This is a genomic window from Devosia sp. 1566 (genome assembly GCF_004005995.1).
Classification (GTDB): domain Bacteria; phylum Pseudomonadota; class Alphaproteobacteria; order Rhizobiales; family Devosiaceae; genus Devosia.
The window spans coordinates 1,815,489-1,834,376 of sequence record NZ_CP034767.1; the positions used below are offsets into that span (position 1 = coordinate 1,815,489).

The window sequence follows — 18,888 nt, forward strand, 5'->3', positions numbered from 1 at the left end:
TTGCGTTGCAGTGTTTCGGATCGGGTTTTCCATGAAGGTCGTTGTCGTTGAGAGTCCGGCTAAGGCTAAGACAATCAACAAATATCTGGGTAAGGACTATGAAGTCCTGGCCTCCTTCGGCCATGTCCGTGATCTGCCCGCCAAGGACGGTTCAGTCCGGCCCGACGAAGATTTTGCCATGTCCTGGGAGGTTGATACCGCCTCCAAGAAGCGCCTTGCCGACATTGCCAACGCGCTTAAAGGCGCTGATGAACTGATCCTTGCGACCGACCCTGATCGCGAAGGCGAAGCCATTTCCTGGCACGTGCTCGACGTGTTGCGCCAGAAAAAGGCGATCAAGAAAGACACCCCGGTCCAGCGCGTGGTGTTCAACGCCATCACCAAGGATGCCGTCACCGCAGCCATGGCCAAGCCGCGCGACATCGACATGCCGCTGGTCGATGCCTATCTCGCTCGCCGCGCGCTCGACTATCTCGTGGGCTTCACCCTTTCGCCGATCCTGTGGCGCAAGCTGCCCGGCTCCCGCTCGGCGGGGCGCGTGCAATCGGTGGCTTTGCGCCTTGTGTCCGATCGCGAGTCCGAGATCGAGCGCTTCAAAGCCGATGAGTACTGGTCGGTGGAAGCCAAGCTCGCGCAAAAGGGCAAGAGCTTCATTGCCCGGCTTTATTCGGTGGATGGCAAGCGCACCGACAAGCTCGCAGTCAAGAACGGCGAGGATGCCGCCGCGCTCAAGGCGCTGATCGAAGCTGGCCAGTTCAATGTTTCGGGTGTTGAAAAGAAGCCCACCAAGCGCAACCCCTATGCGCCCTTCACCACCTCTTCGCTGCAGCAGGATGCCTCGTCCCGGCTAGGTCTGTCGCCGTCGCGCACCATGCAGATCGCCCAGCGCCTCTACGAGGACGGGTTGATCACCTATATGCGTACCGACGCGGTGCAGATGGCCCCCGAAGGCATCGCCATGGCGCGCTCTGCCATCACCAAGAACTTTGGTGCCGAATACCTGCCGGAAAAGCCGCGCATCTATCAGACCAAGGCCAAGAACGCCCAGGAAGCGCACGAGGCCATCCGTCCCACCGATATGCTCAAGCATCCCGATACGATGAGCAATCTCGATGCCGACCAGCTCAAGCTCTATGGCTTGATCTGGCGCCGCACGCTGGCGTCACAGATGCGCTCGGCCGAAATCGATCGCACTACAGTTGACATCGCCGTCAATGTGCCTGGCCGCCAGGTCGAACTGCGTGCTGTTGGCTCCGTCGTTACCTTCCCCGGCTTCCTGGCGCTGTATGGCGTTGAAGCCAAGAGCGACGATGACGAGGAAGACGAGGACAGCCGCGAATTGCCGCCGCTGGCCGTTGGCGACAAGCCTGCCCTGCAGGCCGTCGAAATCGAGCAGCACTTCACCCAGCCGCCGGCCCGCTACACCGAAGCCAGTCTGATCAAGAAGATGGAAGAGCTCGGCATCGGCCGGCCCTCCACCTATGCCGCTACCCTCTCGACCCTCAAGGATCGCGATTATGTGCGCCTTGAGGGCAAGGCGCTGCATCCCGAGGATCGCGGCCGCATCGTCACGGCCTTCCTCGAGAGCTTTTTCAATCGCTATGTGGAATATGGTTTCACTGCCAATCTGGAAGAACAGCTCGATCTGATTTCCGCCGGTGAGCTCGACTACAAGCAGGTGCTGCGCGATTTCTGGCGTGATTTCACAGTTGCGACCACCGAGATCAAGGATCTGCGGGTCACCGAGGTGCTCGACGCCCTCAATGACTTGCTGGAAGACCACATCTTCCCGGCCAAGCCTGATGGATCGGATCGTCGCCTGTGCCCAACCTGCGGCACGGGCCAGCTGTCGCTCAAGCTTGGGAAATACGGTGCTTTTATCGGCTGTTCGAACTATCCCGAATGCAAGCACACCATGCAGCTGTCCGACGCGGCCACTGGCCAGTCCTCGGAAGCGGCGGCAGGTGACGGCGTGTTGGGCACCGATCCGGAAACGGGGGAAGAGGTTTACCTCAAGACAGGGCGCTTTGGCCCCTATGTGCAGCTTGGTGACGGCAAGGAGCCCAAGCGCTCCTCCCTGCCAAAGGGCTGGGAAGCGGCGTCCCTGACGCTCGACAAGGCCCTGCAGTTATTGTCACTGCCACGGGAAGTGGGCACCCATCCGGAAACGGGCTCGCCGATCACGGCAGGGCTCGGGCGCTACGGCCCCTTCATCCTGCATGACGGCAAATACGCCAATCTGCCCGATGTGGAGGAAGTGTTCACCGTCGGCATCAACCGCGCCGTGGACCTCTTGGCGCAAAAGGCGGCGGGCGGTTTCAAGCGCGGTGGCGCTGCCGTCGCCGCGATCCAGACCTTCGAGCACGACAACGGCCCCATCACCGTGCGTGCTGGTCGCTATGGTCCTTATGTTAACCAGGGCAAGATCAACGCCACCATTCCCAAGGACGTCAAACCCGAGGATGTAACGGTGGACCAGGCGGTGGAATGGATCGCCGCGCGCGCCGAAGCCACCGGCACCAAGCCCAAAAAGGCCCCAGCCAAGAAGGCAGTTGCCAAGAAACCTGCCACCAAGACGGCTGCCGCCAAAAAGCCTGCTGCCAAGAAAGCTGCGACCAAGAAGTCACCAGCCACCAAGACCGTGGCCGACGAAGACGTTCCGTTCTGACGCATGGTTTGTCGGGGCGCGCGAGCATGATCTGGATCAAGGGCACTGATCGGCCCCTGCCCTAGCTTAGCACTGCACCGCGTCGGCTGGAGCGCCGCCTGACGCCGTCTACCGGTTCAGCCGATAGTGCGCTCGATCAGCGACAGCCAGTTGTCGCAGGCGATCTTGCGCACCAGCGTTTCGCCATAGCCCTTGTCCAACAGCGCGGCGAGCAGCTTTTGCACGCCCGTGACATCGCCGATCTCGGCGGGGATCATGGCGCCGTCAAAGTCCGAGCCAAGCGCCACGCCGTCTTCTCCCAGTGCTTCCACCAGACTGTCCACATGGCGCACCATCATCTCGATGGGCGTATCGGCGCGCATCTGCCCGTCCGGACGCAGAAAGCCTGTGGCAAAGTTCAACCCGACAACGCCCTTGCTTTCGGCGATCGCTGCCAGCTGCCAATCGACGAGGTTGCGCGCATGCGCGGTGATGGCATGGACATTGGAATGAGTGGCAACCAGCGGCTTGTTGCTGATCGCAGCCACATCTCGAAACCCCGCGGCATTAAGATGCGACAGGTCGATCATCACGCCGAGGCTATCGCAGGCGCGCACCAAGGCTTTGCCCGCATCCGAAAGTCCCGGGCCGATATCTGGATCGGCGGGGTAGCGAAACGGCACGCCGGTGCCAAAGGCATTGGCGCGGCTCCACACCAGCCCGATCGAGCGCAAACCGGCCGCGTAAAGCACATCAAGGGAGCGCAGATCCGTGTCGATCGCTTCGGCGCCCTCGATATGCAGCACTGCTGCCAGATTGTCGGCCGCGATCGCCTGGCGAATCTCGGCAGCGCTCCGGCACAGGCTTAAGGCGCCAGCCCGCTCCAGCCGCAGCAGGATCGAGGCCATGGCAAGAGTCACCGATTGCGCATCGGCCAGCGGCAATTCAGGGGGAAGCGTGGAGCTTGGATTGGCCGAATTGGCCACCACCGATCCAAGGCCGCCCTTAAGCGGTGGCGGAAAGATCGCAAACAACCCACCCACCATACCGCCCGTGCGGGCACGTGGACCATCGATCTGGGCCGCAGGCATCCCCTCCACAAACAGCCGCTCGGGGTCGGCGACACCCGCTTCCAGCAGCTTGAGCAAGGTGTCGTTGTGGCCGTCGAAAAATGGAATTGTCATGGGAACTCAGCAGAATCGGTGGAATCTTGGCACCCTAGCATCCTCTGGACGGGGACGGGTCAGCCGATAACCTGTGCCTTGTTCCGCATGGACGACCTCGGTGAGATAGAGCAATACCGGCCCTATCCCGGCCATACTCGGCACCAGAGCGCAATAACCTCGATCTCGTCGCGCAACATTTCAGCGGCGTCAGACATTGAAATTAGGCAGGTCAGGCGGACTTGGCAGAGCGGCGGTTTGCAAAAGCCCGGGCGATCCCTATTTATGTTGCAACATAAAAAGAACTGACACTTATGGCCAAACTACAAACAAGAGCAAAAAACACTTCCGGCCCCAAGCGCCCCCGCCTCAGTGCTGCCGAGCAACTACCTTCACGCGAGCAATTGCTCCAGGCGCTCGCCGAAACGCCCGATCTCAAGGGCAAGCGCGATCTGGCCAAGCTGTTCGGCATCCGCGGCGATCTGCGCAAACCGTTCAAGGCCATGCTGGCTGAGCTGGAAGGCGAAGGCGTTATTACCCGCACGCGCAAGGCGCTGCGCCGTACCGCCGCCCTGCCCCCGGTAACCGTGCTCGACATCCCCACCGATGCCGATCCCGATCACCTTCACGCCTTCCCAGCCCAATGGAATGACGAAGAGGGCGAACGCCCCCGCGTGCTCGTTTATCAAGGGCGCGACGCCCGCGTCATACCCGCTCCAGGCGACCGCATCCTGGCCCGTATTGACGCCGGTGATGGCGAGATCCCGGCCTATACCGCCCGCCCGATGAAGATCCTCGACAAGCCGCGCCGTGCCCATATCGGCATTGTGCGCATGGATGAGGACGGCGCCCGCCTCATTCCCGTGGATCGCAAGCAAAAGGAAATGCGCATCCCCATGGGCGACCTTGGCGACGCCCGCGACGGCGATCTGGTGGAAGTGGAGGTCAAGCTTTCAGGCCGCCTGATGATCCCGCGTGCCCGCGTTACGGCCGTGATCGGCAACCCGGCTTCCGAAGGCGCCATCAGCCTCATTGCTATCCACAGCCTCGAGATCCCCTATCGCTTCCCGACATCGGTGCTACGTGAGGCCGAGGAAGCCAAGGAAGCCACGCTCAAGGGCCGGGAGGATTGGCGTGACCTTCCGTTGATCACCATCGATCCGTTCGACGCCAAGGATCACGACGACGCCGTCTATGCCCAGTCCGATCCCGATCCCGCCAATGCCGGCGGGCACCTGGTCACCGTGGCCATTGCCGATGTGGCGGCCTATGTCCGTCCCGGCTCAGCGCTCGACCGCGAGGCCTATCTGCGCGGCAATTCTGTTTACTTTCCTGACCGCGTCGTCCCCATGCTGCCCGAGCGCATCTCCAACGAGTTGTGCTCGCTCAAAGAAGGGGAACCGCGTGCGGCCCTTGCCGTGCGCATGGTCATCGGCGCCGACGGGCGCAAGCGCTCGCACAGCTTCCACCGGGTGCTGATGCGCTCGGCCGCCAAACTGTCCTATCAGCAGGCACAAGCAGCCATTGACGGCCAGCCCGATGACAAGGCTGGCCCGCTGCTCGAGCCGATACTGCGCCCGCTCTGGGACGCCTATGAGACCATGGCCAAGGCACGCGACCAGCGTGGGCCGCTCGATCTCGACCTGCCCGAACGCAAGATCGTTCTGGACGAGAAAGGCATGGTCAAGGACATCCGGATCCCCGAGCGCCTTGATGCCCACCGGCTGATCGAAGAAATGATGATCGCGGCCAATGTCGCGGCGGCCGAAACGCTGCAGGCCAAGAATATGCCCCTGCTGTTTCGCGTCCACGATACCCCTTCGACCGAGAAACTCGCCGCCCTTCGCGATTTCCTTGGTTCGCTCGATATTGCGGTCAAGAAATCCGACGCGGTGCGAGCCAGCGACTTCAACGGCATCCTGGCCCAGGCCCGCAAGGCGGGCAATGCCGAGCAGGTATCGGAAATGGTGCTTCGCTCGCAGGCGCAGGCAGAATATGCCCCCGAAAATTACGGGCACTTCGGCCTCAACCTCGACAACTACGCCCACTTCACCTCGCCCATTCGCCGCTACTCGGATCTGATCGTCCACCGCGGCCTGATCCGGGCACTGGGCTTGGGTGATGATGGCCTCTCGGACAACGAGATGCAAAAGCTTGCCGGCATCGGCCAGCACATTTCAGCGACCGAGCGCCGGGCCATGGCGGCGGAACGAGAAACGTCCGACCGCCTGCTGGCGCAATTTCTGGCCGGCCAGATCGGGGCGCGGTTCGAGGGCCGGATCTCCGGGGTTACCCGCTCCGGCCTGTTCATTCGGCTCCTTGATACCGGAGCCGACGGCTTTGTTCCCGCCTCCACCCTGGGAGCCGATTTCTATCGTTATGAGCAAGAGCAGCAGGCAATGATCGGCGATCGCACCGGCGAGAAGTTCGCCCTGGGCGACCGCGTGACCGTTCGCCTGCTCGAAGTTGCCCCCGTGGCAGGGGCAATGCGGTTTGAACTTCTCTCGGAGGGCAGCCGCGTCAATCCGTCAACTACACGGCGGACAACGAAACGCCCATCTAGGACACTCGGCCCCAAAGGCCGTCGCAAGAGGTGACGCCATGAGCATCGTAGCCAAAAGTACCAATCAACGCAGCGTCATGCAGGCTATGTGGCGTGGCGTGCTGTGCAAGTGCCCACATTGCGGCGAGGGCAAGCTGTTCCGTGCTTATCTAAAAGTCGCCGACCGCTGCGAAAACTGCGGTGAGGAGTTTCACCATCATCGCGCCGATGACTTGCCGCCCTATATTGCCATCACCATTGTCGGCCACCTGCTTGTTGGCGTGATGATGCATATGGACATGACCTATCACGTCAATCCGCTGACCTATCTTTATACCATGGTACCCTTGGGCATCATCATGCCGCTGGCTATGCTGCCCTCGATCAAGGGTGCCGTTGTGGGGCTGCAATGGGCCAACCGCATGTATGGCTTCGACCCAGCCAAGCGTGAGGCTTGACATCCGGCGGTAAATCCGTAGGTTGCACCCAAATTCCGGCGCCGCGCTCGCGGCGCCTCTTTGTTTACGCGAGGACACTCCAATGGCCAAAGCCGCTTCCGTCAAGATCAAGCTCGTGTCGACGGCTGATACTGGCTTCTACTATGTCACCAAGAAGAACGCCCGCACCCAGACCGAGAAGCTGTCGTACAACAAGTACGACCCGGTTGTGCGCAAGCATGTTGAATTCAAGGAAGCCAAGATCAAGTAATTGATCCTCTTCCTAGCCGAACAAAAACCCCGCAGCGATGCGGGGTTTTTTGTTTCTGAGGCTGCGAGCAGCGGCCACGGCCTGCAGGCCACCCAGATGATGAAAGGAAAGTGGCTGGTCCGGAGCGGCATGTCGAAGAGGCCACTCTGTCCGCGTCCGGACCAGCCGCCCTACGGTCTCAGGAGTTGCGGCGGACCTGAGAGAGCCGTAGGGAACTTTGGGCACCATCCACAAGAACTTGGCAGCGCCGTTAAAGAAACCCTACGCCTGCCCCGCTAAAACTCAAGCATATCCAGCAGGTTGTGGCCGCTAAGCTTCTGTTAAGTATAATGGATAACCCTAACGACGTAGCTGGCAGGCTCAAGCGGCGTCAAAGACAACTTGGTTACGGCCCTGCCGCTTGGCGCGATAGAGCGCCACATCGGCTCGCTTCATCAGCACTGCCGGCGTATCCGAGACGCTCTCGTTGAGTGTCACGCCAGCCGAAACCGTCACCCACATCGGCCGGTCGCCGCCGACATCAAAACCCTGTTCGGCAATGGCTCGGCGCACCCGCTCGGCGACGGCTTCCGCCTGCCCCATATCGGTATCGGGCATTAGCACCACGAACTCCTCCCCACCGAAACGGCAAGCAAGGTCGACACCTCTGACACTGCGCCGCAACCGCTGCGCGAACTCCTTGAGCACACTGTCCCCGACATGGTGCCCATAAGTGTCGTTGACGGCCTTGAAGTGGTCGATGTCGAGAATCATGACGGCCATGTCCCGACCTTGCGACTGCGCCTTGCTCAACATCACATGCAGGTGCCGCTCGAAATAGCGGCGATTATATAGCCCGGTCAGGTCATCCGTTACCGCCATGGCCATGGTGTTGTTGACGCTTTGCCGCAGCTCCAGCGCATAGCGCTGGCGCCGGATTTGCGTGCGCACCCGGGCCGCCAACTCATTGCGCTCCACCGGGCGCATAATGAAATCATTGATGCCCAGATCCAGCGCCCGCACCACTTTGGGGCGGTCGGTCTCATCGGCAATCAAAATGATGGGCAAGGTGCGCGTATGTTCGAGCGTACGGATCTGCGAGCACACCCGGAGCGGGTCGAAATTCTCAAGCGCCATGGCGACGAGCACAACTTCGTAGGGCGCCCCGGTAACCTGGAACACGGCATCGGCGGGCTGAACGAGCACATCAACGCTATGCTCGGGAACAAGATAGGTCTTGATCCGCTCGGCATGGCGCGCGTCGGTGTCGATCACCAGCACATGCCCGCCGCCAGTGTCGACATTGTCCATCGCACGCAGCGCGTCCTCGATGGCGATTTGCTGGCCCGTGAGGGCCCGCGCGCGCAGCTCGTCGGTCAGCGTCTTGAGGCGCGCCAGGCTTTTGACCCGGGCCATCAGTTGCATGTCATCGACTGGCTTGGTCAGAAAATCGTCGGCACCCACTTCCAGCCCCCGCACCTTGTCGGAGGGCTGGTCGAGCGCGGTAATCATCAGCACCGGAATGTGGTTGGTCCGCGGGCTCGCCTTGAGGCGGCGGCACACTTCAAAGCCATCCATATCGGGCATCATTACATCGAGTAGGACGATATCCACATCGTTGCGATTGCAGATTTCGATGGCCTGCGGGCCGGAACTGGCGGTCAGGACCTCGTAATACTCAGCGGCTAACCGAGCCTCCAGCAGGCGTACATTGGTCGGGATGTCGTCGACGATCAATACGCGTGCAGTCACTCTTCGCCCCACCTACCACAGCCGGCATATAGACGACCGGGCAGCACCATGGCCGCGCCGAGCGCAACGGCCCCCTCAAGCCGGGCCAATATAGCGGGCAATAGTTTCCAGAAAGTGAGGCACCGAAATGGGCTTGGAGATGTAACCCTCGCACCCGCCTTGCAAAATCCGCTCTTCGTCGCCCTTCATGGCAAAGGCAGTCACCGCGATTACCGGGATATGGGCAAGCTCTTCATCATCCTTGAGCCACTTGGTGACCACCAGTCCCGACACTTCAGGCAACTGGATATCCATCAAGATCAGGTCGGGATGGTGTGCGCGCGCCAATTCCAGCGCTTCCATGCCGGAGCGGGTCTGGATGACGGCGTAACCGCGCGATTCGAGCAGATCGTTGAAGAGCTTCATGTTGAGCTCGTTGTCTTCCACGATCATCACTGTTTTTGGCATCAAACCTCGCTTGCGCTGCTCGAGTACCCTCAGCACTTCGTTTTACCGCGCCATTCAGGTAACATCGAACTCATTACAAAAGACCAAATGAGCCTGGCTGTGCCCCGTATCGAATCTGCGCCCCCTCCCAATGCCTCCGGGCTCGCCGATGCCTGTCTCTCCTACCTTGCCGAGAACCCCGATGAACTCTTGGCATTCATGCAGGTCGCCGGCCTTGATCCCGACTCGCTGCGGCGCTCCACTGGTTCCCCAGCCTTCCAGCACGGACTTATCGACTATTTTGCGGCCAACGAGCCGCTGCTCCTGTCAATTTGTGCCAATACCGGCATGGCACCCGAAACCTTCATGCGGGTTTGGCACCAGCTCAATCCAGCCGGCTAAGCACAAACGCCCTCAGGGCATGCTGCCGGTTTTCACTTGCGCCGCCGCCCCGGAGCCCTGATGATCCGGCGACACGGCTGATGTGCTCGATGGCGTCGGCTGCCCTCTGCTGAACCGGCCAAGTCTTGGGGTGCGCTGCCGGCCGCTCGGAATCGGTGTATCGGTTTCGGGAAGGCCAAGGCTACGGTGCGATCTGCCGGAGTTCGGCAATGCCGAGGCCCGCAGTCGAGTTGAACATCTCGGCGCATTGGGCTTCGGCCATGCAAGTAAAGCCGATGCACCGCCGGCCCAACCAGAATGACGACAACCAAGGCAAACAGCGATGACCAGTCCCACTGAAAAACTGCGTGAATACGGCTACGAGCTCCCTGCCCCCAAACCGCCGGTCGCCAGCTATGTTCCAGTGACCCGCACCGGCAATATTCTGTACGTGTCGGGCCAGATCTCCAGCAATGAAACCGGCGTCGTCACCGGCCTCCTGGGCGATACCATGAATGTCGTGCAGGGCGGCAACGCTGCCGAACTCGCGGCGCTCAACGTGTTGTCGCAAATCGTCCATATGGGTGGCGTGCCGCTGGAAGAGATCAAGCGTATTCTCAAGATCACGGTTCTTGTGGCTTCAACGCCTGACTTCACCGAGCACCATCTGGTTGCCAATGGGTGCTCGAACCTCCTGGTCGGGGTGCTGGGTGACCGGGGCAAGCATGCCCGTGCTGCCTTCGGCGTTGCCGCGCTGCCCTTTGGCGCCGCCGTGGAAATCGAAGCCGTGGTGGAAGTCTAGCCACAGGCCCGGTCCTCGCCCACCTCCATATCCCCAGCACAACTGGATACCAAAACTTTGACCGACCTGCCCCTTTTCCCGCGTCCCGTCGCCCATCGTGGTCTGCACAATCGTGCCGCTGGTGTCATCGAAAACAGCGCTTCCGCCTTTGAAGCCGCTATCGCCGGCAACTGGGCGATCGAGTGCGATCTGCAGCTGACCTCGGACGGCGTGCCGGTGCTGTTCCATGACAGCAAGCTTGAGCGCCTCACCGGACGCACCGGTGCGGTCAGTGAGCTCACTGCTGCCGAACTCACCGCGATCCCCTTACTCGACAGCGCCGCCGGTGATCGGCCCCAGCGCTTTGCCGAGTTCCTTGAACAGATCAATGGCCGTGCGCTGCTGCAGATCGAGCTCAAGCATCAGGCCGACAGCGCCGGCACTCAGTTGCTCGCCCGCGCGGCGGCCGAAGCCTTGAAGTCCTATGCCGGCCCGGTAACCGTCGAGTCCTTCGACCCCAACCTAATCACCCAGATCCGTCAGTTCGGTTTTTCCGGCCCGCGCGGCATCATCACCTACAACTATGAAGGGGTTGAAGCCGAGCAGAACTACACGGCAGAGCAGCGCTGGACCCTGCGCCATCTGCTGCACTGGCATGAAACTCAGTTCGATTTCATCTCCTGTGCCAAGGACGCGCTGGAGCTGCCCGCGATCAAGTTCTGGCGAGCGCTCGGCAAACCGGTGACCGGCTGGACGATCCGGTCTAAACAGGAATGGGAAGCCGCCCGGCCCCATATCGACCAGATCGTCTTTGAAGGCTTCGACCCGGACCTTGCCTGATCCCGGCTATACCGCCACTATCCATCCAACCACCGCCGGCATTTCGGCGGAGGTTTGGAACAGCCTTGTGCCGTCCACGGATGGGCTGGCGGATAACCCGTTTCTGAGCCACGCCTTCTTCCTGGCCCTCGAACAATCCGGCTGCGCCACTGCCCGCACCGGCTGGCAACCTCAGCACATCCTGCTGGCCAACAGCGCAGGCCAGCCCGTTGGGCTGATGCCGCTCTTTCTCAAGTCCCACTCCATGGGCGAATATGTCTTCGACCACGGCTGGGCCAATGCCTTCGAGCGCGCGGGCGGGGACTACTACCCCAAGCTGCAGTGTTCGGTGCCGTTTACCCCGGCCACCGCGCCCAAGCTCCTGGTACCTAGCGGTAGCCTTGAGGAACAGGCGGCACTGCTTTCCGCCGCTCAGCAACTCGCCAGCCAGCGCCACGCCTCGTCGGTGCACATGACCTTTGTGCCCGAAGCCGAGGCCGATCTGGTGGAATCAACCGGCTGGCTCAAGCGCCTCGACACCCAGTTCCACTGGCACAACCAGGGCTTCGACAGTTTCGAGGGTTTTCTCGAAACCCTCTCCTCGCGCAAGCGCAAGACCATCCGGCGGGAGCGCCGCGATGCGCTCGTCAATGGCCTTACGGTCAAGTGGCTGACGGGCTCTGACCTCCAGGAGCATCACTGGGACGCCTTTTACGATTTTTACGAGGATACCGGGGCGCGCAAATGGGGCCGGCCCTACCTCAATCGCAAGTTCTTTTCCCTGCTTGGTCAAACCCTTGCCGACCGGATCGTGCTGATGCTGGCCTATGACGGCCCCACCCCAATCGCCGGCGCGATCAACTTCCTTGGCCATGATCGCATCTTCGGGCGCAACTGGGGTGCTACCCGCGAGGTGCCGTTTCTCCACTTCGAGCTCTGCTACTACCAGGCGATCGATTACGCCATCGCGCACAAGCTGGCTGTGGTGGAAGCCGGGGCCCAAGGCGAACACAAGCTCGCCCGCGGCTATGCTCCCGCCACCACTTATTCCGTGCACTATATCGCTCATCCTGGCCTGCGCGAGGCCATTGCCGACTTCCTTGAGCATGAGCGCGCTTCGGTTGCGCGCGAGCAGGAAGCGCTGGACACCTACACTCCGTTCCGCAAGGGCGAGCGCACCGACCGCTAGCGCGGCACGATGCCCCTTGGACTTAGCCGGCACCGGAGGCTATGTAGGTTAACGCTCCCTGCAGGAATCCGCATGAATATCTCTGACGCTTTCGTCTTTATTCTCCAGGCCGGCGTCACCTTCGTGTTCTCCACCGCCCTCTTCGATGCGCTGCACTGGTTGCTGCATCGCTGGGAAACCTCGCGGTTCAAGCTCTTGCGCACCTTCTCGTCCTGGCACTGGGTGCATCACAAGTTTCTTGACCTCGATATGAAGATCAATCCGGCCTATGCCCGGGCCAATATCTGGTTTCACATCCTGCCGGAATACGCGACCTCGATGCTGGGGATCGCGCTGTTCCTGCTCGTTTTCCCTTGGCCGCCCATAGCGCTTGTGGCTGTCATTCGTACCATCATGCTGGTGATGACCTTCCGCGAGGAAGGGCTCGACTACAACCACATGGCGATGGATCGCGTCGGTGCCCAGCAGGGTCTGCTCTGGGTGGACAACAACTACCACGCCATGCACCACGTCTACCCGCATAACTTCTTTTCGTCCTTCGCCAACATCTTCGACCTGCTGTTCGGCACCACTTGCCAGATCAAGGGTCGCCGCTTTCTCGTTACCGGCGCCAGCGGGTCTTATGGCTCGGCGATGGTGGCAAAGTTGACCGATCTGGGTGGTCTTGTGGAAACCGCCAAGTCAGGCACCGATTTTTCAGCCGGCGACTATGACCGCATGCGCGAAAAGCTTGAGCGCGCCGAGGTGCTGGTGCTCGCCCATGGCGCCAAGTCGCAGGATTGCTGGAACGCCAATTTCGTCACCTTCACCGATCTGATCGAGCTCTTCACCGCCCTTGGCAAAGACAGGCTCACCCCGCCCGAAGTCTGGGCGGTGGGCTCGGAAGTCGAGTTTCACGGCGATATGGGCATGGAAGAGCTCAAGGATTATTCGGCCTCCAAGCGCGCCTTTGCGCGCCGTGCGCTGGATTATTACCACTCCGACGCTGTCTTCTACCGTCACATCGTCCCGTCGAGCTTTACCTCCGCAATGGGCAAGGGGGCAATGAGCGCGGGCACCGCCGTCAACATCACGCTGTTCTTTATTCGCCGCGGCTTTTCCTATGTGCCGGTCACCTTTACCGGCCTTGCGGTTCTGAACTATTTCCGCTTCCGCTTCTTCCAGCGCCGCTCGGGACAGGCGGCCCCGGCCGAATAAGCGGTTGATCTCGGCTCTTGAGCCGAGCACCTTGCCGGGAGTATGCCGAGGCCATCCACTCCCGCGAGGTACACCGTGAGCACCGCCTACGATCCCGACAACATCTTCGGCCGCATTCTCCGGGGCGAAATGCCAGCCCACAAGGTTTACGAAGACGACACCGCCTTGGTGATGCTCGATGTGTTCCCCCAGTCACGCGGGCACACGCTGGTTCTGCCCAAGGCGGCCTCGCGCAACCTGCTCGACGCGGATCCTGCCACCCTTTCGGCCGTGATGCCGATCGTGCAGCGGGTGGCTGTTGCGCTCAAGGCAGCGACGGGGGCTGATGGCATTCGCCTCGTCCAGTTCAATGAAGCCCCTGCTGGACAAAGCGTGTTTCACCTGCATTTCCACCTCATTCCCGTCTATGAGGGCGAGGCTTTGGGCGATCATGGCAAGGGTGCTGCTGACGCCGCTGAAATGGCCGGGCTGGCGCAAGAAATCGCCAGCCGCCTTTAAGCCGGTGACGCCCGCTCCCAAGCTCGGCCAAGGGCTCTTGCTCACCGGATTGGCCGGGTTCATCGATGCGATCGGCTTTATCGAACTGGGTGGCTACTACACCTCGTTCATGAGCGGCAACACCACCCAGTTGGGCAATTACCTGCTCGATACGCCCTCGGCAGCCGCGTTGCTGCCGCTGGGCCTCTTGCTGCTGTTTTTCACTGGCAGCACGGTGGGATCGCTGCTGTCTTTGGCAAGCGAGCGTTTTGGCCCAGCCCTTGTTGCGGCCTTGTTGTTTTCCAGCACAACAGGGGCAATCGCCTTGCACTTTGCCGGCGCCGAATCGCCACTCTCGATGGGGCCCTTGGCCTTCCGCGCGGGCGCCCAGAACGCTTTGTTGTCCCCGGCCGGCTCCGTTCGGCTTGGCGCGACCTTCGTGACGGGTACCCTGTTTGCTGCCGGCCAGGACCTGGCCAAGGCCATCCACAAATTGGCACCGCGCTGGCGATGGACGCAACACCTCCTGGTTTGGCTTTCACTGTTGCTGGGTGCCGCCCTGGGCGCGGCATCCTATCAGCGCCTGGGCCCGCTCGCCCTGCTTGCACCCGCGACTCTCCACGCTGCCTTTTGCCTCGGGCTGGCGCTGCGGCAGCGCAAGGCGGGCCCACGGCCTTAGTCGACCCGTGGCTGCTCGCGCGAGCGGAACTCGAACAATTCGCGGAAGGCTCCGGGGACCAGTGCGGATAGCGGGTTGATGCGGAAATCGGGCTTGGCGAGTGGTCCCTTGACTGCAAAGGTCACGCCCACCAGCCCCTCACCATCACGTCCGCCCAAGAGCGGCCCGAGCAGCGGGATTTTCTGAAACGCGCTGTTGAGCCCGAATAGCGGCACATAGGTGCCCGCCAGATCGTATTGCCGCTGGTCGGTATAGATAAAGCCGCGCATCGTTCCGCCTACGGTGTCGCCGGTCAAAACAGCATTGGTAACCTCGACGCGGTCCGAGCGCCGCACGAAATTGACCATGCCGCGGTCGAAATCCAGCCGGTTCCCGCGCGCGATCACCGCTCGCGAATCCGCGTGGTTGCCAAGCACCTGCGCAACATTGGCCTCGTCCACAATGGAAAAGCCGCGCATGCGCAACTGGCCGAACTCGGCGCCTGCTTCGCTGTCGGTGGTCATGACGAGATTGCCCTCGCCGCCCGCCAGCTGTGAATACACGCCCAGGAGCCGCAGGATCGTTCCGGCATCGCTGAATGCCACCGTCATCGTTCGCCCCTTGGGCGCGGGATTGGTGGTGACCGAAATGGCGTTGTCATCACCAAACTGCGCCGTCAGCCGCGCCCGCCGCATGTCGCTGCCCTTCAGGGACAGGTCCAGATCGAGATTGAAGGCGGTCGTGGCGTAATAACCCAGCGCTCGATCGAGCTCCACGTCGAGCACCAGCGTCTGGTCGAACTCGGTGGTTTGCACCCCCCCGGTGCCTTCATCCAGGCTGAAGAAGCGCTTCAGCATGGGCTTGAGGTCCAATTGGGTACCGCGCACCTGCACGGAATAGCCGCCATCGATCGGAGCGAGCTTGAGTTGCGCGCCATCCCCCTCGCTGAGGCCGAAATCGATGAACTCGGCACTTTGCAGCCCAGCCTCGGCGTCGAACTTGAGGCCGCCCTTGAGTTTCACGGTGTCAAAAGCCAGATCAATCCCGAATAGCTCGGTTACACCATCGGTTTGCTTGACGATTGTCTGCAAGGTGCCGGGGACGCCGGCAGCCTTGCTCAACCCTAGATCCCCAATGGTGAGCGCTGCCTCCTTGAGGTCCACCGCGATCTGCAGCGAGCCATCCGGCAGCGGCTGCGCCACAAAGCCAACCTGCCCGCTCATGAACGGCGAGGCATCGAACCCCATGGCGGCCAGGTCCTTCACCTCCACCTTGGAAGCGAGCCGGAACGCCGGCTGAGTTTCCGGCGTGCCGGCAATCTCCAGCTGCGCCTCCATACCGTCTATGTCAGCGGTACCCTGCACCTGATAGCCGTCCTGCGAGGCGCTGAAGGACAGCTGCCCGTTGCCGATTGTGCGCTCCTGTATGGCCTGAGTGCTGGCGAAATTGGCGACATTGCCATTGACCACATAGTCGAGGTCCAGCGGCGCGCCGCTTGCTTCATCGGGCAGCTTGATGGTTGCCACAAGCCCCAGATCAATCTGACCGGATAGCGCGGCAAGATCGAGCGGCAGGCTGGCTTGCGCCAGCATTTCGGGCTGCTGTTCCTTGGCCAGGGCAAGCAGGGATGGAATACCGGCGCTCACATCCCCCGAGATCTCGAGAATGCTTTCTGCCGGATTGGAGTTGTCCATGATCACGGCCGGATTGCGCACCGCAATCGGCCCCGTCGTGGTCGCGATGGCACCTCCACCAGCCGAAACCGTCAGGTTGGGGCCGCTTAATTGCAATCGCGTTTCGCCGTCAATGGCGATATCGGCCATCTCCGGCACCGGTTTGACCACGACGCCGGTACCAACCATGTCGATCTGCATCGCTTCGGGCGAAATCGGCTTGTCCTCGCCGCCCACTTCCAGGCTGCCCACCGGAAATTTGAACTTCAGCCGCGCGCGCGTCACCATACCGTCGCTCACATTGGCCACAAACCAGTCACGGCTTTCCGTGCCCAGCATATAGGGCCAGAGGCGTTTCAGGTCGTCCGCACTAACCCCTTGGCCTACAATGGTCATGTCGAGAGCCATGCCGGCCTTGAGAATATCGATCCGGCCGGCGCTTTCGACGATGGCAGCGCCCTTTTTCGCGACGAGCCGGTCGATGCCCGTGGCACCATAAAGTGGCGCCGACCAGCCCGAGAACTCGACGCTGTCGAATGGCTCCGCCGGTGCCGCCATGTCGTTGGGGTGCACGCGGACCTCGCGTGCCTTGATCATCATGCCGATCGTCGGCCCGAATTCCGCATCGAGGCCGAGCGCAAACGTGCCCGAAACGCGGGCGGAACTCTGGCCGATCTGCAAGGCGGCCTCGTGCAACTCGAACCGGGCGTCCTTTGGCGACCAGGTCACGTCCATGATCGAGCTCGCGACTGGGAAGAACTCGTCCTCGATGCGCATGTCGAGACCCGTCAGGTCGATCTTGAACGCGCCGTCCACGAGCTTGCCCGTCTCGGGCGCAAAATGCACATCGATGGACAGCGCACCCGCGCCCCGCAGGGCCGCGATGCTTTCAGCGTCATCGACAAAGGGGGCCACGGCCGCAAAATCGATATTGGCAATGTCGGCCTCGAGCCGGGAGCCACCCTTGTCGTCGAGGGTGCGCGACAGGCTCCCCATCATCGTACGCCCTCCCAGGGCTGCCGAGAATGTTCCCCTGGTGTCCTCGCCGCCGGGCGTAGGGCCGATCTCGAGGTTCACGCCGTTGAACTGACGCATCCGCCCGTAAACGGCATCGATCATCTCGACGGTGCCGTCCTTGATCGTCAGCTTGGAGAACCGGCCCTGTTGCGCCTGCTCCACAATGTCGGCCACACCCTTCTCGCTCGCCTCGAGATTGTAGATCAGCCAGTCATTGTCGGACCGCAACTGCAGCGGCACCGACCCACCCTGAACGTCGACGCCACTGGCGGAAATGTCGACGCTGGGGAACGCATCCTCCCCCTCCAGCACCCTTGCAGTCGTCCCGCCCTGCTCGTCGGCCACTAGCTCAAAGCTCGTGGTGCGTGGCCCAAACAGGTCCTGCACGATCTGGATGTGGGGGCGCACAATGGTGATGGTGGCCCCAGGCTGCCCAACCAGCGCACGGATCGGCGAGAACCCGATCTCGAGCGCATCCATCTTGACCTTGGCTCCGGTCTTGGCATCCGTCATCAGCACGGGCGAGAACTGCAGCACTGGCCAAACGCCACGTTCGAGCGCCAGCGCCATTCCCCCCAGATCGAGCTTGCTGGTGGGGGGCATAATGGATTGCGCCAGCGCCCGCGCCGCTTCACCGCCAAATGGCAGCCGCAGCGGGGTCACCAGCAGCACTAGATACAGAACGATCAGCAGGACGGCTGGCACGCCCAACACCCAGGCGCCCATCTTGGCGGCAAGACGCATAGGATGCCGACGCCGCATTGCGGGGGCTGGACCTGGCGTGTCTTCGAGGGTTGTTGACGCGCTCACTTACATCCAGATCAAGCTCGGCCGATTAGTCTCCCGGCCTCTTGAGAATCAACCGCAAGTGGCGGCTTCTTGCGCGATGATACCGGCTGGAATATGGCACCGGCAGCTACAATCTAGCGGGGAAAACAGGATTTAACCGGCATGCTTGCGCCTGGGGATACCGCTCCCGACTTTACCCTGCCGCTCGACGACGGCACCTCCTTCCACCTTGCCGATCACCGCGGCAAGTTTGTGGTCCTGTTCTTCTATCCGCAGGACGATACCCAAGGCTGCACCAAGGAGAACCTCGAGTTCTCCAACCTGGAGCCGGAGTTCGCCCGAAGCGGTGCTGTCCTCCTCGGCATATCGCCGGATACTGTGGAAGCGCATCGCAAGTTCCGGGAAAGATACAGCCTCACCGTGCCGCTGGCCGCCGACCCCGAGCGGACCGTGATCGAGCTATTTGGGGTATGGCAGCTCAAGAGCCTCTATGGCCGCCAATTCATGGGCCTCGTACGCACCACTTTCGTTGTCGCGCCTGATGGCCGGGTCGCCGCCGTGCTCCGCGTCACGCGCGTTAAGGGTCACGCTCAAAAGGTTCTCGACCTTCTCGGAAATTTGCAGCCCATTACTTCGGAAAGCTGAGGCTTTTCCGTTTTTTAACCATGCAGGATCATACTCGCTAACCAT

At 61.7% G+C, this 18,888-nt stretch carries 16 protein-coding genes; 12 read left to right on the forward strand and 4 right to left on the reverse strand.

The window, feature by feature from the left end; genetic code table 11:
* The first annotated feature begins 31 nt into the window (after positions 1-31).
* The gene (gene topA / locus ELX51_RS08865; protein WP_127753181.1) at positions 32-2,668 is read left to right on the forward strand and encodes a type I DNA topoisomerase; all 2,637 of its coding nucleotides are present in this window, start codon (positions 32-34) and stop codon (positions 2,666-2,668) included.
* 116 nt (positions 2,669-2,784) lie between these two features.
* Here topA and ELX51_RS08870 read toward each other — a convergent pair whose 3' ends face one another.
* Entirely contained in the window at positions 2,785-3,831 is a 1,047-nt protein-coding gene (locus tag ELX51_RS08870) for a dipeptidase (RefSeq protein WP_127753182.1), read from the reverse strand.
* Between the two features lie 293 nt (positions 3,832-4,124).
* Here ELX51_RS08870 and rnr point away from each other — a divergent pair, with 293 nt between their 5' ends.
* The 3 genes from rnr to rpmG all read left to right on the forward strand — a co-directional run bounded on the left by rnr (position 4,125) and on the right by rpmG (position 7,060).
* Positions 4,125-6,407: a ribonuclease R gene (gene rnr, locus ELX51_RS08875; protein WP_127753183.1), complete on the forward strand. Its 2,283-nt coding sequence runs from the start codon at positions 4,125-4,127 to the stop codon at positions 6,405-6,407.
* Between the two features lie 4 nt (positions 6,408-6,411).
* Entirely contained in the window at positions 6,412-6,810 is a 399-nt protein-coding gene (locus ELX51_RS08880) for a DUF983 domain-containing protein (protein ID WP_127753184.1), read from the forward strand.
* 82 nt (positions 6,811-6,892) lie between these two features.
* Positions 6,893-7,060, forward strand: a complete 168-nt coding sequence (gene rpmG / locus ELX51_RS08885) for a 50S ribosomal protein L33 (RefSeq protein ID WP_035096841.1) — start codon at positions 6,893-6,895, stop codon at positions 7,058-7,060.
* Between the two features lie 360 nt (positions 7,061-7,420).
* On the opposite strand, the gene ELX51_RS08890 is transcribed toward rpmG, so the two are convergent.
* Complete coding sequence (locus tag ELX51_RS08890) at positions 7,421-8,791, reverse strand: PleD family two-component system response regulator (RefSeq protein WP_127753185.1); 1,371 nt, start codon at positions 8,789-8,791, stop codon at positions 7,421-7,423.
* A 75-nt stretch (positions 8,792-8,866) separates the two neighbouring features.
* Positions 8,867-9,238, reverse strand: a complete 372-nt coding sequence (locus ELX51_RS08895) for a response regulator (protein WP_127753186.1) — start codon at positions 9,236-9,238, stop codon at positions 8,867-8,869.
* 99 nt (positions 9,239-9,337) lie between these two features.
* Here ELX51_RS08895 and ELX51_RS08900 point away from each other — a divergent pair, with 99 nt between their 5' ends.
* The 7 genes from ELX51_RS08900 to ELX51_RS08930 all read left to right on the forward strand — a co-directional run bounded on the left by ELX51_RS08900 (position 9,338) and on the right by ELX51_RS08930 (position 14,740).
* The gene (locus tag ELX51_RS08900; RefSeq protein WP_164854809.1) at positions 9,338-9,619 is read left to right on the forward strand and encodes a DUF3572 family protein; all 282 of its coding nucleotides are present in this window, start codon (positions 9,338-9,340) and stop codon (positions 9,617-9,619) included.
* Between the two features lie 322 nt (positions 9,620-9,941).
* Positions 9,942-10,400 (forward strand): RidA family protein, encoded by a 459-nt coding sequence (locus tag ELX51_RS08905; RefSeq protein WP_127753188.1) that lies wholly within the window; start codon positions 9,942-9,944, stop codon positions 10,398-10,400.
* Between the two features lie 57 nt (positions 10,401-10,457).
* The gene (locus tag ELX51_RS08910; protein WP_164854810.1) at positions 10,458-11,219 is read left to right on the forward strand and encodes a glycerophosphodiester phosphodiesterase family protein; all 762 of its coding nucleotides are present in this window, start codon (positions 10,458-10,460) and stop codon (positions 11,217-11,219) included.
* On the forward strand, positions 11,191-12,387 hold the full coding sequence (locus ELX51_RS08915; RefSeq protein WP_127753190.1) for a GNAT family N-acetyltransferase: 1,197 nt from the start codon (positions 11,191-11,193) through the stop codon (positions 12,385-12,387). The genes ELX51_RS08910 and ELX51_RS08915 overlap by 29 nt, the downstream gene beginning before the upstream one ends.
* Before the next feature lie 72 nt (positions 12,388-12,459).
* Positions 12,460-13,584 (forward strand): hypothetical protein, encoded by a 1,125-nt coding sequence (locus ELX51_RS08920; RefSeq protein ID WP_127753191.1) that lies wholly within the window; start codon positions 12,460-12,462, stop codon positions 13,582-13,584.
* 42 nt (positions 13,585-13,626) lie between these two features.
* On the forward strand, positions 13,627-14,082 hold the full coding sequence (locus ELX51_RS08925; RefSeq protein ID WP_127753192.1) for an HIT family protein: 456 nt from the start codon (positions 13,627-13,629) through the stop codon (positions 14,080-14,082).
* Positions 14,015-14,740 carry a YoaK family protein gene (locus ELX51_RS08930; protein WP_164854811.1) on the forward strand — a complete coding sequence of 242 codons (726 nt, stop codon included), beginning with the start codon at positions 14,015-14,017 and terminating at the stop codon, positions 14,738-14,740. The genes ELX51_RS08925 and ELX51_RS08930 overlap by 68 nt, the downstream gene beginning before the upstream one ends.
* On the opposite strand, the gene ELX51_RS08935 is transcribed toward ELX51_RS08930, so the two are convergent.
* Positions 14,737-18,219, reverse strand: coding sequence for an AsmA-like C-terminal domain-containing protein (locus ELX51_RS08935; RefSeq protein WP_127753194.1), 3,483 nt, complete (start codon positions 18,217-18,219; stop codon positions 14,737-14,739). The genes ELX51_RS08930 and ELX51_RS08935 overlap by 4 nt on opposite strands.
* A 141-nt stretch (positions 18,220-18,360) precedes the next feature.
* Between ELX51_RS08935 and ELX51_RS08940 the strand changes: the two genes are divergently transcribed.
* The gene (locus tag ELX51_RS08940) at positions 18,361-18,843 is read left to right on the forward strand and encodes a peroxiredoxin (protein WP_127753195.1); all 483 of its coding nucleotides are present in this window, start codon (positions 18,361-18,363) and stop codon (positions 18,841-18,843) included.
* The last annotated feature ends 45 nt before the right edge of the window (positions 18,844-18,888 follow it).